Below are 13,941 nucleotides of genomic sequence, written 5' to 3' on the forward strand. Positions count from 1 at the left end.
CCTCGACTCGTCATCGGCGATTCGCAGTCCACGCGCTTCAGGGCAGCGCGGGGACCAGCCGCTCCTCGCCCTCGAAGAGGGCCTCCGGATGGGCGGTTCGCAACAGCGCATCGATGGCCTGCACGCGCGACGGCGGCAGGTCCACCATCAGAAGAATCTGCCCGCGCCCGATCGCGCCTTCGAAGCGCGCAAGCCGCGGACTGGGAATGGAGATGCCGATCATGCTGGCCGACCAGGCACCGATCAGGCCTCCGAGCACGGCCAGCAGCGCAGCCGTTTCCCATTCGGGTGCCTCCCCGACGACGGGGAACAGCAGCGCGGCCACGAGCCCGACCGCGGTACCGACGCCGCCGCCGATCACCAGACCGCTTTCTGCGGCATGAACGACGTCCGAGGTTTGCAGCGCGTTGGCCGCATGGAGCCCGGTCATGTCCATGCCTTCGGCAGCGGCGAAATGAATGTGCGCAGCGTCGACGCGCGCCTGCACAAGATCGTGCATCGCCCGCCTGGCACTCGCCGGATCCGGCATCAGCCAGTAAATGCGTCTCTTCATGGCGCTCTCCTTCCTCGTCCTGCGACGAGACAAAGAAACCATAGATGACTTATAGGCCAGGGGGAGGCCGTTAGCAACCCCACGCCGCCTCTAAAGGCGACGCCGGGGCAATCAGCCGAGCGGAAAGAACAGCCGCGCCAGTCCCTTGGCGCTCACGAGCTTGCCGGGATTGTGTGTCTCCTCGAGCACGCCGGCGAGGCGCCCGACGATGCGCGCGCTGCGGCGCGCACGCCAGATCACGAGATCGGCCAGCCACGGGTGTTCGTTGACGCGATTGGCCTGCGCGTAGGCGGCGAAGCGCGGCTTCAGCGCGGCGAGCGCGGCTTCGTAATGCGAACGCACCGCCGCATCCTCGCCCGGCCCTGGTTCGCGGCCTTCGACCAGCGCTTCTGTAGCGAGCATGCCGGTCTCCAGCGCCTTGCCGATGCCCTCGCCGGTGAACAGATAGGTGCTGCCTGCCGCCTCGCCCGCCACCAGCAGCCCGGGCCGCGACCAGCGCGCGCCTTCGAGCGAACAGCGCAGCGGCGCGCCCTTCAGCGCGCCGACCTGCGTGCCGCCCTGCAGCAGCTCGTGGGCCGGCGCATGCAGGTGCGCGAAGGCGGCGAAGAGCTCGCGCAGGTTGAGCTCCGGCATCGCTGCCTGATCCTGGCCGTGGGTGATGAGCCCGACACCGACATTGAACATGCCGGCGCCGCAAGGAAAGATCCAGCCGTAGCCGCGGCGCAGCGCGCGGTGCCACACGACTTCGAGCCCGGTGATGCGCGCGGCCATCGCCTCGTTCTTCACGTAGCCGCGCAGCGCGAAGCCGCTCGGCGCGCGCCGCACGCAGACGCCTGCCGCAATCAAAGGAACCGTCGCCGCGCCGGTGGCGAGCACGGTCCAGCGCGCGCGCAGCTCGTGCATGCTGCTGCCGGCCAGCCTGAGCCGTGCTCCGACCACGCGCTGGCCGGCATCGAAGAGCGGTGCATCGAAGCACGCCGGCGCGAGCCAGCGCGCGCCAGCCGCCAGCGCGGCCCGGCGCACGATGTCGTCGAGTTCGCGGCGCGGCAGCACAGCCAGCTGGGCCGGCACCTCGACCCGTCCGCCGTGCGGCGCGATGCAGCCGACATGCCTTGCGCTGCGTGCGCGCGCCAGCACTTCGTCGAGCACGCCGAGCCGCGCGAGCGCGCGGTGCGCATCGGGAATCAGGCCGTCGCCGCAGACCTTGTCGCGCGGGAAGTCGTGCCGGTCGCAGAGCACGACATCGAACCCGGCGCGCGCGAGCATCTGCGCGCAGGCGCTGCCGGCCGGCCCGGCGCCGACCACGAGCACCTCGCACGAAGCAGGGACAGAATGCATCGTCATGGCGGCATGGAGGTCAACGATGAAACGCTCGACGCATCGTACGTGGAAGCGATGGGCCTTCGCCCTTCTCGCGCTCGCGGTGCTGGTCGCCGCCCTGTTCGTGCCGATGAATGCGGGGCGCACCCGCATCGTCACCGAGGCCGACATCGCGCGGCCGCCGGCGGAAGTTTTCGCCTACGTCACGACGCCGGCCAACTGGCCGCGCTGGCACCCGTCCTCGCTCGCCGTCAGCGGCGATGCCGATCATCCGCTCACGGTCGGCGAGTCGGTCGTGGAGGACTTCCAGGTCGCCGGGCGCCGCGGGCGCGTGACCTGGCGCGTCACGGCGCGCGAGCCCGAACGGCTCTGGCGCATCGCCGGCGAGATCGACGGCCGCGCGGCCGGCGTCGTCAGCTACTCGCTCGCACCCGCGGCGGGCGGCACGCACTTCGTGCGCGAGTTCGAATACCGCGCACCCAATCTGCTGTTCGCGCTGCTGAACCGCTTCAGCCTGCGCGCGCGCATCGATGCCGAGTCGGCGCAGGCCGTGCGGCAACTGAAGGCGACGCTCGAGGGCAAGCATTGAGCATGGTCAAGCTGCGTCTCGGACTTGCGCGACCTGGTCGCGCATCGACCGGCTGCGGCGCCAGGCCGCCGGCGGCGCGCCGTACTCGCGCCGGAAGGCGCGGCTGAAGGCCGTGTCGGTCTGGTAGCCCACGTCCTCCGCGATGCTGGCCAGCGGGGCATTGCTGCGGCACAGCAGATTGGCGGCCAAGAGCATGCGCCACTGCGTCAGGTACTGCATCGGCGAGCTTCCCACCAGCTGCTGGAAGCGCTCGGCCAGCACCGACCTCGAACTGCCGGCCGTGCGAGCGAGCTCGTCCAGCGTCCAGGCATGGGCCGGGCTCTTGTGCAGCGCGTTCAGGGCGGCGCCGACGATCCGGTCGCCCACGCCCGCCAGCCAGCCGGTGCGTCCCTCGCCCTGCTCGTTCATGTACAGGCGCAGGACCTCGATGAACAGCACCTCGGACAGCTTGGCCAGCACGCCGGCGCCGCCCGGCCGCGGCGACCGCGCCTCGGCCAGCGCGTAGCGAACGGAGGCCTCCAGCCAGTTGCCGGCATTCGATCCGCGCACATTGACTCGGACCAGCGCAGGCAGCCCCGCCAGCAGCATCCCCGCGAGGCGGGCATCGCAGGCGAGATAGCCGCACACCAGGCGCGTGGTCGCACCGCCGCCGCCGTAGGCCAGCTGGCGCGGCCGGCGCGTCAGCACCTCGGCGAGCCGCCCGCCGGTGGCCGGCGGCAGCCCCGGCTGCGAAGTCATGCGATGCGCATCGCCCTGCGGAAAGATGATGGCGTCGCCCGCCATCAGGTGCACCGGCGGCTCGCCGGCGAGCTCGACATAGCACTCGCCCTCGGTGATCAGGTGGAAGATCACCACGCGCTCGGCGCCGGGCTCCAGGATCGGCGCCACCGTATCGGCGCGCGGCGACTGGTAGCACCAGGGCGCGGTGAACCGGGCGTTGATGAAGATGGCTCCGACCAGCCGCACGACGCGAAGGGTCTCGGACAGGGCGTCCATCAGCTGTCACCCACCTCGATGCGCAGGGTCACCGGCACCGCGAGCTGGATCGCCGAAGACATCGGCGAACAGCGATGACTCTCTTCGACCAGCGTTCGCAAGCGCTGCGGCGCCACGCCGGGTGCGGAGATCCGCACGAACAGTTGCATGTCCAGCGGCCCGGCGATCACCGGCGTGCCGTCGGCCTCCGCCACGTCCAGCATGCCGCGCGCATCCGAATGGCTGTCGACCCGCACCTCGAGTTGCTCCAGTTCGATTCGCTCGGTGGCAGCGCCCATCGCGATGCGGGTGGCGACGCAGGATGCGAATCCGGCGCGCAGCAGCCAGCCCGGCGTGACCCGATCGCCGCCACCGCCGAATTCGCCCGGCATGTCGGTCGCCACCTCGGTCCCGTTCGCATGGCTGGCGATCACCCCCAAAGCGCCTGTCCAACGCGCCACGGCCTGCGAGTCTTCGTGAAGGCCGGCCTCGGGGCGCCGCCGCAGCACCGCCTCCACCCGCTGCAATGCCGCCGCGATGTCTTCTGCTGCCATGGGTTGCTCTCCGCATCGAACTGGATACAGCCATTCTGGGCGCGTCGGCGCGCGGCGCCTAGAGGAGATATGGACTATGCCGCTCGGACGGATGAATGGGCAACCGGCCCGGACGCTCGGCATGCCGACGGCCGCATTGCGGACGTTGGGGCAGGCCAGGCCGACGCGCAGGCAGGACGCCGCCGCGGCGGCGCGCGACAGTTCAGGCCTTCCCCCCACTTCAACACCCCAAGGAGACCAGCGCCATGAATGCACCCGTCGATTTCAACGCCATCAAGAGCCGCCAGATGACCGCCTGGGCCAGCGGCGACTACGCCGTGATCGGCACCACGCTGCAGCTGGTGGGCGAGCAGCTGGCCGAAGCCTGCGACCTGCGCTGCGACGAGCGTGTGCTCGACGTCGCGGCCGGCAACGGCAATGCCACGCTGGCCGCAGCGCGACGCGGCTGCCAGGTGACTTCGACCGACTACGTGGCCGCGCTGCTCGACCGCGGCGCCGAGCGCGCGCGTGCAGAACGCCTGAACGTGGAGTTCCAGACCGCGGACGCCGAGGCGCTGCCCTTCAAGGACGCCAGCTTCGACGCCGTACTGTCGACCTTCGGCGTCATGTTCACGCCCGACCACGCGAAGGCGGCCTCCGAACTGGCGCGCGTGTGCCGCCCCGGCGGCCGCATCGGCCTCGCCAACTGGACGCCCGAGGGCTTCATCGGCCAGTTGTTCAAGGTGCTGGGACGCCATCTGCCGCCGCCGGCGGGCGTGCAGCCGCCTTCGCTGTGGGGCACCGAGGCGCACCTGAAAGAACTCTTCGGCGAACGCGCCGCGTCGATCGCGATCACGCAGCGGCAGTTCAACTTCCGCTACCGTTCGGCCGCGCATTTCATCGAGGTGTTCCGTACCTGGTACGGGCCGGTCCACAAGGCCTTCGCGGCCCTGCCCGCCGACGGCGCCGCCGCGCTGGAACGCGATCTGACGGAGCTGCTGGACCGCAGCAACCGGGCCGGCCCGGCATCGCTGGTCGTGCCCAGCGACTACCTCGAAATCGTGGTCACGCGGCGCTGAGCCATGGACGCCAGGCTGCAGCGGCGCGTCCAGCGTTACGGCTGGGACCTGGCGGCAGGCGAGTACGAAGCGCTGTGGCAGGCGCAGCTCGCCGACGCCCGCGCCGGGCTGTTGGCCATGGCGGCGCCGGAAGCGGGCGAGCGCGTGCTCGATGTGGCCTGCGGCACCGGGCTGGTCGCCTTCGAGGCGGCGCGTGCGGTCGGTCCGGATGGCCGGGTGTTCGGCATCGACCTGTCCGGGCAGATGGTCGACGCCGCCCGGCTTCAGTCCTCGAAGAAGGCGCTGTCGAACGTGGGCTTTGCGCGCATGGATGCCGAAAGCCTGGCACTGCCGGACGCGAGCTTCGACCTCGCGCTGTGCGCACTCGGCCTGATGTACCTGCCCGATCCCGAACGCGCCTTGCGGGAAATGCGGCGGGTCCTGCGGCCGGGCGGCCGCATGGCGCTTGCCGTGTGGGGAGAACGATCGCGCTGCGGCTGGTCGGCCGTGTTCCCGATCGTCGACGCCGAGGTCGCCAGCGAGGTCTGCCCGCTGTTCTTCCGGCTCGGGCAGCAGGACACGCTGGCACGCCTGTGCGCCGAGGCCGGCTTCGAGGCCGTCGAACAGCGCCGCATCGCAACGACGCTGCGCTATGCCGACGGCGACGAGGCCTGCAACGCGGCCTTTGCCGGCGGACCCGTGGCGCTGGCCTGGTCGCGCTTCGGCGAAGAGGTTCGCACGCGGGTCCGCGCGCGCTACCTCGAAGCGATCGATGCGTGGCGGCAGGGTGCGGGCTACCGGGTGCCGGGAGAGTTCGTGGTGGTCGGCGCTGCCGCGCCGGAGCGAAGGACGTAGTCGGGCCTGCGAGACCCGGAGTCGCGTTCGACTGCGACCGGGCGCCGCGCAGACGCCCATGCCGGCGCAGCAAACGGGTTGAAGATCGCGCCGCCCAGACTCTCCGGCTGGGCGGGCGCCGCGGTCGTCGCGGCGCCCGGGCCTTGCCCGACCGCAGCCGGCGAGCCGGGCAACCCGCCCTCGGCATGGGCCGGCTGCGCGAGCGCCACGGCAGCCAGGACCGCGCCCAGGATCCGCGCGAGCACCCGCTCAGTCATTGTTTCTCTCGCACCGGCGTGCATTGACCAGACAGCCGGCGTAGTCGGGATCGTGCTTGAGCAGGAACATCGCGCGCGCAGCGACCGCGGTGTCGGCGAAGTCGCTGAACAAGCCGTCGACGCCGGCCTCGTAGAACGCGAGGTATTCATTGACCGGGTTGCCGCCGAAGCTGCCGGTCAGGCGCTTCTGTTCGCTGCGGAAGGTGTACGGATGGACCAGCAGGCCCAGCCGGTGCGCATTGGCGATCACGTCGGTGGGCGGCAGCAGCACGCGGTCGCGCTCGTCGACCGCGCCGTCGCCCGTCACGTCGGCGCAGGCGCCGTTCTGCACCGTCTTGCAGGCGCTCGATATCAGATAAGGCTTCCACGGGCCGATGCCGTCGGCGTAGCCCTTCACCTCCTGCAGGCCGCGCGGCGTCACCAGATCACTGAACAGGCCAGCGCGGTTCGAGACAACCCAGTCGTAGGGCTTGTCGTAGGGCTTGCTCAAGTCGAGCGAGCCGTCGGGCTTGACGTCGTTGGCATCGACCAGCTGGATCAGCCGCACGCTGGTCTTGCTGCGCAGGTAGCGCAGGTTGGCGGTCTCGAAGGACTGGATGAAGACCGGAGCGTTGCGGTGGTTCCAGCCGGCAGCGCTCAGCACGCCCAGCAACCGGTCTTCCAGCGGCAGGCCGATGCCCTGGTGGTAGGTCGGGTGCTTGGTTTCCGGATAGATCCCGATGCGGCGCCCCTCCTCGCGCGACTTGCGCTTGGCCAGTTCGATCACCTCGGCCAGCGTCGGAATCTGGAACTTGCCGTTGAAGCCCTGGTCGCGCTCGGGAAAGGACTGGACGGCGCGCAGCTGCTTGATCTCGGCCAGGGTGAAGTCGCTGGCGAAAAAGCCGTCGGTGGCGATGCCGTCGACCATGACGGTCTTGCGGCGGCTGGCGAACTGCGGCAGGTCCTTGACGTTGGTGGTGTCTATCAGATTGGGCTCGTGGCGCGCGACCAGCTGGCCATCCTTGGTGGCGACCAGATCGGGCTCGATGTAGTCGGCGCCCAGGGCGATGCCGAGGGCATAGGCTTCCAGCGTGTGCTCGGGCAGATAGCCGTTGGCGCCGCCCCGGTGTCCGATCACCAGCGGCGCGTTGTCGGCACGCCGGCGTGCTTTTTCTTCGTGCGCTGCGGCAGGCGCGGCGGCTGCGAACAGCATGCCCGTGCCAAGCAGGGCGACACAGAATTTCTTCGAAGGGTTCACGAAAGTTCTCCTCGTTGATGTGGCGAACGGACGGTATGCGCCCTTCGTGACAACCGAGTGAACTAGATCAACCCGCGCGATGCCAGCTCCTGCGCCATGGCCTCGGCGCCGATGAACATGTAGGCATGGAGGCCGGCCTGGATCGCGCCAGCGACATTCGAATCGACGTCGTCGATGAAGAGCGTTCCGGCAGGCATTGCATCCAATTCCTCCAGGCAGCGCAAGTAGGCTTGGGGGGCAGGCTTGGTGGCGCCGTACGACGCCGTGGAAAGGATCGTGCCCTCATCGAAGAGCTCGCCGACCTCGGGACACACGCGATCCATGTGCTCGGTGAGCAGGCGGCTGTTGTTGGTGAGGACCGCGACGCGCCGGCTCGAGGCCACGGCCTTCGCGAGCCGGAGCACTTCGGCCTTCGGCGTCGTCGCGGCACGCCGCGCGGCCAGCCAATCGTCGAGCGTGATGCGATGGCCCAGCAGCAGGCCCAGTTCGCTGAGATAGTCCCTGCCGCTCATGAGGCCCGCATCGGCCCGCGCTTCCAGCCCGGAATCCCAGATCGCACGCCGCACGGCGTCGACGCTCTGCCCGGTCAGCGCGGCCAGGTGGGCGACCCGCGCCGAACGGTCATAGTCGCAAAGCACGCCGTCGAGGTCGAACAGGACAAGAGAGATGGACATCGCGATGCGCAGCCAATGATCGGCAACACGATGTCAACGCCGGATCAATGACGTTCGCAGGCCTGGACGAAGGGCATCGCGTACTCGCGGCCGATCATGCCTCGAGCGAACAAGTAGTTGTTTCTGGCAGTTTCACTCATGGCGTCGAGGTCGACCAGGCCCGTGCGGTCGCAGGGGAAGGCCAGCGCGCGGCCTTGTTGAAACAGGGACTGGAACCGGATCTCGAACGCGGCTGAAGTCTGCATCGAAGAACTTTGCAACATGATCGTCTCCTGCAATCGGCAAGACATGGAATGTCAAAAAAATGGCGTGAAGCCCGCTCGCCGATGGCCTTGCATCCACCGTGCCAGGCTCTCTACGTAACGACCGACGCCGCTTCTTTTGCAGGAGATACGCAGGGAAATCCGTTCCGGTTGTGCGGAAGATCACAAAAAATCTTCGAGGACCGGCGCTGCGCCGGTCAGAGGCGCGCCCTCAGTGCTGCGGCAAATACATCGTCGCTTCCACCTCGACCAGCACCTCGTCCCCCGGCAGGAAGCGCGACACCTCCACCACCGTGCTGACCGGTGGCTCGCCGGGATAGAACAGGCCGCGCACGCGGTTGTAGAAGGCGTAGTGCGGCAGCTGGCGGAAGTACTGCACCAGCTTGACCACGTCGTCCATCGTGCCGCCGTGCTCGGCCGCGATCTGGCGGATGCGCTCCAGCACGAACCAGCTCTGCGCCACGATGGCCGCCTCGAACACGTCGACCGACATCTGGCCGGTGGCGTAGCCGAGCGTGCGCAAGCCCTGGCGCGCTTCTTCGGGGATGTCGTCGTAGCCGGCCACCGCGCGGCGCGTCGACGGATCGACCGCGACCACGCCGCTCATGAAGACGAAATCACCTACGCGCTTGGCGGCCGCGTAGTTGGCCATCGGTTTGCCCATGCTCATTCGCCGTTCTCCAGGGTCCGACCCGCGCGGATGACGGTGCGCCGCCGTCCGCGCGGGTCCAGAAGTTCGTATTCGTCGGTCGCGGCCAGCAGCACCAGGTCCGCGGGGCAGCCGGACGCGATGCGGCCGTCCCAGCCCAGGCCCAGCGCCGTCGCCGGGCTGACGGTGATCGCGTCGAGCCAGTCGGATGCCGGCGCCAGGTGCGCCATCTGCACGCCGAGGCCGAAGGTTTCCAGCAGGTCGTAGCCGCCGTAGGGATAGAAGGCGTCCTGCACGTTGTCGGTGGCCAGGCTCGCGCGCAGGCCCAGCGCGGCGGCTTCGCGGATGCGCGTGATGCCGCGCGGCACCGGCGTGCGGTCCCAGGCGCCCTGCAGGTAGAGGTTGGTGGTGGGCAGCGCCACGAGGTGCAGGCCGGCCTTCGCGCACAGGCCGAGCGTGTCCCTGGCGGCCGCGTCTTCCTGTACCGACAGCGAGCAAGCATGGCCGCAGAGCACGCGGCCATGCAGCCCGCGCGCGATCACGAGCTGTGCGATGGTGCGCAGGCCGGTCGCCTCCGCGTCCAGCCCTTCGTCGACATGGAAATCGAGCGCGAGCTGGTGGTCCTGCGCGAGGTCGAGCACGCGCCCCAGCTTGGACACGATGCCCTCGTTGCGATAGACGAAGGCGCCGAGCGCGCCGCCCGCGCGCTGCACTGCGCGGGCGATGCGCTCGCCGGCTTCGCGATCGGCGAACAGATCGAGCGGCACGAGCGCGACGAACTGCAGCTCGATGCGGCCGTGCCACTGCGAGCGCAGCTCCTCGAAGACCGCGAGCGAGGCCGGCGCCTCGGCGCTGTTCCAGTCCAGGTGCGTGCGCAGGGCGCGCGTGCCGGCACGCCAGGCTTCGTGCAGTGCGCGTTCCATGCGCGCGCGCAGCGCGTCGCCGGTCCAGTGCGCGCGGTGCGCGGCCATGCGCCCGATGGCCGCGAACAGATTGCCCTCGGCCGCGCCCACCTCGCGCACGGTGTAGTTCTTGTCGATGTGCGCATGCGCATCGACCATGGCGCTGAGCAGGGTGCCGCGCGCCGGCAGTTCGCTCGCTTCGATGGTCGCAACCTGCGCGCCGACCAGCGTGACATCGAAGACCTCTGCATCGCGCGCCGCAAAGCCCCGCAGGCGCGGCGGGATGCGCACGGCTTCGAGCCTCATGCGGCCTGTGTGCGCGGCAGCGCCCGCAGCCAGCCGAGGCCGTCCGATGTGCCGCTCGCCACGGCGCCGCGGCGCGGCCGGTATTCGCAGCCGACCCAGCCTTGCCAGCCGCACTGGGCCGACACCTCGTCGATCACGTCGAAGAGATAGGGATGGTTGATCTCGCCGATGTCCGGCTCGTGCCGCTCGGGCACGCCCGCAATCTGGAAATGGCCGACGCGGCCGGTCGGCAGGTACTTGCGGATCTTCATCGCCACGTCGCCCTCGACGATCTGGCAGTGGTAGAGGTCCATCTGCACCTGGAGATTGGGCGCGGCGACCATCTCGACGATCTCGTGCGCATGGTCCTGCCGGTTCAGGAAGAAGCGCGGAATGTCGCGCGTGTTGATCGGCTCGATCAGCAGATTGCGCCCGGCCTTGGCCGCCTCGGCGGCGGCCCAGCGCAGGTTCTCGATGTAGACCGGCTGCACGGCCTCGCGCTCCACGCCCTCGGGCACCAGGCCGGCCATCACGTGCACGCGCGGGCAATCGAGCGACTCGGCATAGTCCAGCGCCTTCAGGAGGCCTTCGCGGAACTCGGCCTCGCGGCCCGGCAGGCAGGCCAGCCCGCGCTCGCCGCGGTCCCAGTCGCCGGGCGGGCCGTTGAACAGCACCTGCTGCAGGCCGTGGGCCGAGAGGCGGGCCGCGAGTTCGCGGCGCTCGTAGGGGTAGGGAAAGAGGTATTCGACGGCTTCGAAGCCGTCCTTGGCGGCGGCCTCGAAGCGGTCGAGGAAATCGAGCTCCGGATAGAGCATCGAGAGGTTGGCGGCGAATCGGGGCATGACAAGAAACCTCTACCAGCGAGCGCCGAAGCTGCGGCGCAGTTCATCGATCTGGGCCGGGCCCAGGGCTTGCGGTCGGCGCTCGATCGCCTGGCCGCTCCATAGCCAGAGCTTCGCGGTCTCCTCGAGTTCCTCGAGCACGGCCATGGCGGCGGCGGGCGTCTCGTGCCACACGTTCGGGCCCAGGCGTTCGAGCATCACGGCGCGGATCGGCGTGCCCTGCGCGCCGTAGCGTTCGATGGCCTGTGCCACCAGTTCGGCCGCTTCGGGCGCGCCCGGGCGCTGATACGGAATCACCGGCACATGGCCGACCTTCATCACGAAATAGGGCGTGAGGGCCGGCAGCAGTTCTTCGCCTGGCTGTTGCAGCGAGAGCGCGACGCAGTGCGTGGAATGGGTGTGGATCACGCAACGCGTGCCGGCATCGAATCGCGTGGCCGCGGCGTGGATGCGCGCATGCAGCGCGATGGTCTTGCTGGCGCGATCGCCGGCGGTCTGGTTCAGGCCGGCATCGAGGCGCGCGAGCTTCGCCGGGTCGAGAAATCCGAGGCAGGCATCGGTGGGCGTGATCAGGAAGCCGTCGTCATCGAGCCGCACGCTGATGTTGCCCGCCGTGGCATGCACATAGCCGCGCTCGAACAGGCTGCGGCCGATGCGGCAGATCTCTTCGCGCGATTCGCTCTCTTTCATCCGATGACTGTAAAGGCTTTCGAAAAGAAATCGTCGGTACCGAAGTTGCCGGACTTGAGCGCGATATGCAGACCCGTGCCGCCGGCGGCCTCGGCCGCCGCATGGCACCACGGCACGCCGGGATCGATCTGCGCGCCGATCTGCAGCTGCGCGATGCCGAGCGCCTGCACGCAGGCACCCGACGTTTCGCCGCCGGCCACTACGAGCTGCCGCACGCCTTGCGCGACCAGCCCGCGCGCGATCGCGGCGATGGTGCGCTCGACCATCGCGCCGGCTTCCTCGACGCCGAGCCGGCCCTGCACCGATTTCACGGCGCCGGACTCGGCCGTCGAATAGACCAGCACCGGGCCGGATGCGAGCAGCGGCGCGGCCCAGGCCAGCGCCTCGGCCGCGACGTCGACGCCTGCCGCGATGCGCAACGGATCAATCGCCAGCGCCGGCCGGCCGGATGCGATGAAGTGCTGCACCTGCCGGTTGGTGGCGAGCGAGCAGCTGCCCGACACCACGGCCTGCAGCCCCGAGGCCGCTGGCAGCGCGCTCGCGGCGGACGAAGGCGCGATGCCGAAGTTGGCCACGAGGCCGATCGCGACGCCCGAGCCGGCCGTGACCAGCGGCATCCCGGCCAGCGCCGGGCCGAGGCGCAGCAGGTCATCGTTCGAGACCGCATCGACGATCGCGATGCCGATCCCCTCGGCCTTCAGCTGCGCGATGCGTTCCTCGATCGCCCGGGCGCCGCGGGCGACCACGGCATGGTCGACCAGACCCACCTTGCGCCGCGTCTGCGCCTGCAGCACCCGCACCAGGTTGGCGTCGGTCATCGGCGTGAGCGGATGGTTCTGCATGCCGCTCTCGTTGAGCAGCACATCGCCCGCGAACAGGTAGCCCTTGAAGACGGTGCGCTTGTTGTCGGGGAAGGCCGGCGTGGCGATGGTGAGGTCGGTGTCCAGCGCATCCATCAGCGCCTCGGTCACCGGCCCGATATTGCCCTCGGGCGTGCTGTCGAAGGTGGAGCAGTACTTGAAATAGATCTGCTGCGCGCCCTGCGCTTGCAGCCAGCGCAGCGCGTCGAGCGATTGCGCCACCGCTTCGCCCGGCGCGATGGTGCGCGACTTGAGCGCCACCACCACCGCATCGACTTCGGCGGCCAGCGGCTCTTGCGGCACGCCGATGGTCTGCACCACGCGCATGCCGGCGCGCACCAGGTTGTTGGCGAGATCGGTCGCGCCGGTGAAATCGTCGGCGATGCAGCCGAGCAGGACGGTCATGGCTTGTCTTTGTTGGGAGTGGAAGGCAGTTCGATGCCCGGAAAGATCTTGATCACCGCGCTGTCGTCTTCCTTCGCGAAGCCCGCGGTGGAGGCCTGCATGAACATCTGGTGCGCGGTGGATGCAAGCGGCAGCGGAAACTTGCTCGCGCGCGCGGTGTCGAGCACCAGGCCCAGGTCCTTGACGAAGATATCGACCGCCGACAGCGGCGTGTAGTCGCCGGCCAGCACATGGGCCATGCGGTTCTCGAACATCCAGCTGTTGCCGGCGCTGTGCGTGATCACCTCGTACAGCGCCTCGGGCGCCACGCCTTCACGCAGGCCCAGCGCCATGGCCTCGGCGGCGGCGGCGATGTGCACGCCGGCCAAGAGCTGGTTGATGATCTTCACCTTGCTGCCCGCGCCGGCGCGGTCGCCCAGCCGGTAGACCTTGCCGGCCATGGCATCGAGCAGCGCATCGGCCTTGGCATAGGCCTCGGGCTTTGCCGAACTCATCATCGTCATCTGGCCGCTCGCGGCCTTGGCCGCGCCGCCGGAGATCGGCGCGTCGATGTAGTGGATGCCGGCGGCGCCGAGGCGTTCCTCCAGCGCGATGGACCAGTTGGGATCCACCGTCGAGCACATCACGAACACGCTGCCGGGCTTCATCGCCGCGGCCGCGCCCGCTTCGCCGAACAGCACCGCCTCGGTCTGCTGCGCATTGACCACGACCGAGACGACGCGCTCGCATTCGGCCGCGACCTGCGCCGGCGTGGCCCAGGCGACGCCGCCCTGTTCGGCAAAGGCGAGCGCAGCGCCGGGGCGCGCATCGCACACATGCATCTCGTAGCCCTTGCTGCGCAAGGTGGCCGCGATGCCGGCGCCCATGGCGCCCAGGCCGACGAGTCCTGCTTTTTTCATGGAGATTCCTGAGAGTTGGGATGGTGCAGCGCGCGCACTGCGGGACTTCAGCATTGCCCCGGTCCGGCCCACATGATAAGAAGCGGTAGCGCCTC

At 69.5% G+C, this 13,941-nt stretch carries 16 protein-coding genes; 3 read left to right on the plus strand and 13 right to left on the minus strand.

Annotated features, from left to right (window positions below):
- Positions 1-37 precede the first annotated feature (37 nt).
- Together ACSQ89_RS28150 and ACSQ89_RS28155 are read right to left on the minus strand one after the other, a co-directional pair.
- Complete coding sequence (locus ACSQ89_RS28150; RefSeq protein WP_093108639.1) at positions 38-553, minus strand: DUF1269 domain-containing protein; 516 nt, start codon at positions 551-553, stop codon at positions 38-40.
- Positions 554-664: 111 nt separating this feature from the next.
- Positions 665-1,897 carry an NAD(P)/FAD-dependent oxidoreductase gene (locus ACSQ89_RS28155; protein ID WP_436292063.1) on the minus strand — a complete coding sequence of 411 codons (1,233 nt, stop codon included), beginning with the start codon at positions 1,895-1,897 and terminating at the stop codon, positions 665-667.
- 19 nt (positions 1,898-1,916) lie between these two features.
- Here ACSQ89_RS28155 and ACSQ89_RS28160 point away from each other — a divergent pair, with 19 nt between their 5' ends.
- Positions 1,917-2,462: an SRPBCC family protein gene (locus ACSQ89_RS28160; RefSeq protein WP_436292062.1), complete on the plus strand. Its 546-nt coding sequence runs from the start codon at positions 1,917-1,919 to the stop codon at positions 2,460-2,462.
- A gap of 6 nt (positions 2,463-2,468) precedes the next feature.
- On the opposite strand, the gene ACSQ89_RS28165 is transcribed toward ACSQ89_RS28160, so the two are convergent.
- Together ACSQ89_RS28165 and ACSQ89_RS28170 are read right to left on the minus strand one after the other, a co-directional pair.
- Positions 2,469-3,458 carry an AraC family transcriptional regulator gene (locus ACSQ89_RS28165; RefSeq protein WP_093108636.1) on the minus strand — a complete coding sequence of 330 codons (990 nt, stop codon included), beginning with the start codon at positions 3,456-3,458 and terminating at the stop codon, positions 2,469-2,471.
- Positions 3,458-3,991, minus strand: coding sequence for an OsmC family protein (locus ACSQ89_RS28170; RefSeq protein ID WP_093108635.1), 534 nt, complete (start codon positions 3,989-3,991; stop codon positions 3,458-3,460). Before ACSQ89_RS28170 ends, ACSQ89_RS28165 begins: the two co-directional genes overlap by 1 nt.
- Before the next feature lie 245 nt (positions 3,992-4,236).
- On the opposite strand from ACSQ89_RS28170, the gene ACSQ89_RS28175 reads away from it, so the two are divergent.
- Positions 4,237-5,049: a class I SAM-dependent methyltransferase gene (locus ACSQ89_RS28175; protein WP_436292060.1), complete on the plus strand. Its 813-nt coding sequence runs from the start codon at positions 4,237-4,239 to the stop codon at positions 5,047-5,049.
- 3 nt (positions 5,050-5,052) lie between these two features.
- On the plus strand, positions 5,053-5,883 hold the full coding sequence (locus ACSQ89_RS28180) for a class I SAM-dependent methyltransferase (protein ID WP_436292059.1): 831 nt from the start codon (positions 5,053-5,055) through the stop codon (positions 5,881-5,883).
- Between the two features lie 249 nt (positions 5,884-6,132).
- Here ACSQ89_RS28180 and ACSQ89_RS28185 read toward each other — a convergent pair whose 3' ends face one another.
- From ACSQ89_RS28185 to ltnD, 9 genes are all read right to left on the minus strand, one after another.
- Entirely contained in the window at positions 6,133-7,377 is a 1,245-nt protein-coding gene (locus tag ACSQ89_RS28185; protein ID WP_436292058.1) for a glycerophosphodiester phosphodiesterase, read from the minus strand.
- A gap of 62 nt (positions 7,378-7,439) precedes the next feature.
- Positions 7,440-8,051 (minus strand): HAD family hydrolase, encoded by a 612-nt coding sequence (locus ACSQ89_RS28190; protein ID WP_436292057.1) that lies wholly within the window; start codon positions 8,049-8,051, stop codon positions 7,440-7,442.
- 44 nt (positions 8,052-8,095) lie between these two features.
- Positions 8,096-8,314, minus strand: a complete 219-nt coding sequence (locus ACSQ89_RS28195; protein WP_093108629.1) for a hypothetical protein — start codon at positions 8,312-8,314, stop codon at positions 8,096-8,098.
- A gap of 211 nt (positions 8,315-8,525) precedes the next feature.
- Entirely contained in the window at positions 8,526-8,984 is a 459-nt protein-coding gene (locus ACSQ89_RS28200) for a RidA family protein (RefSeq protein WP_093108628.1), read from the minus strand.
- Complete coding sequence (locus ACSQ89_RS28205; protein WP_093108627.1) at positions 8,981-10,171, minus strand: amidohydrolase family protein; 1,191 nt, start codon at positions 10,169-10,171, stop codon at positions 8,981-8,983. Before ACSQ89_RS28205 ends, ACSQ89_RS28200 begins: the two co-directional genes overlap by 4 nt.
- Positions 10,168-10,992 (minus strand): 2-oxo-tetronate isomerase, encoded by an 825-nt coding sequence (otnI, locus tag ACSQ89_RS28210; protein ID WP_436292055.1) that lies wholly within the window; start codon positions 10,990-10,992, stop codon positions 10,168-10,170. The genes ACSQ89_RS28205 and otnI overlap by 4 nt, the downstream gene beginning before the upstream one ends.
- 12 nt (positions 10,993-11,004) lie before the next feature.
- On the minus strand, positions 11,005-11,682 hold the full coding sequence (locus ACSQ89_RS28215; protein ID WP_093108625.1) for a class II aldolase/adducin family protein: 678 nt from the start codon (positions 11,680-11,682) through the stop codon (positions 11,005-11,007).
- Positions 11,679-12,947 (minus strand): 3-oxo-tetronate kinase, encoded by a 1,269-nt coding sequence (gene otnK / locus ACSQ89_RS28220; RefSeq protein WP_436292054.1) that lies wholly within the window; start codon positions 12,945-12,947, stop codon positions 11,679-11,681. Before otnK ends, ACSQ89_RS28215 begins: the two co-directional genes overlap by 4 nt.
- Positions 12,944-13,900: an L-threonate dehydrogenase gene (gene ltnD / locus ACSQ89_RS28225; RefSeq protein ID WP_093108623.1), complete on the minus strand. Its 957-nt coding sequence runs from the start codon at positions 13,898-13,900 to the stop codon at positions 12,944-12,946. The genes otnK and ltnD overlap by 4 nt, the downstream gene beginning before the upstream one ends.
- Positions 13,901-13,941: the final 41 nt, after the last annotated feature.

It is taken from the genome of Variovorax sp. LjRoot175 (genome assembly GCF_964253805.1).
GTDB lineage: Bacteria > Pseudomonadota > Gammaproteobacteria > Burkholderiales > Burkholderiaceae_C > Variovorax.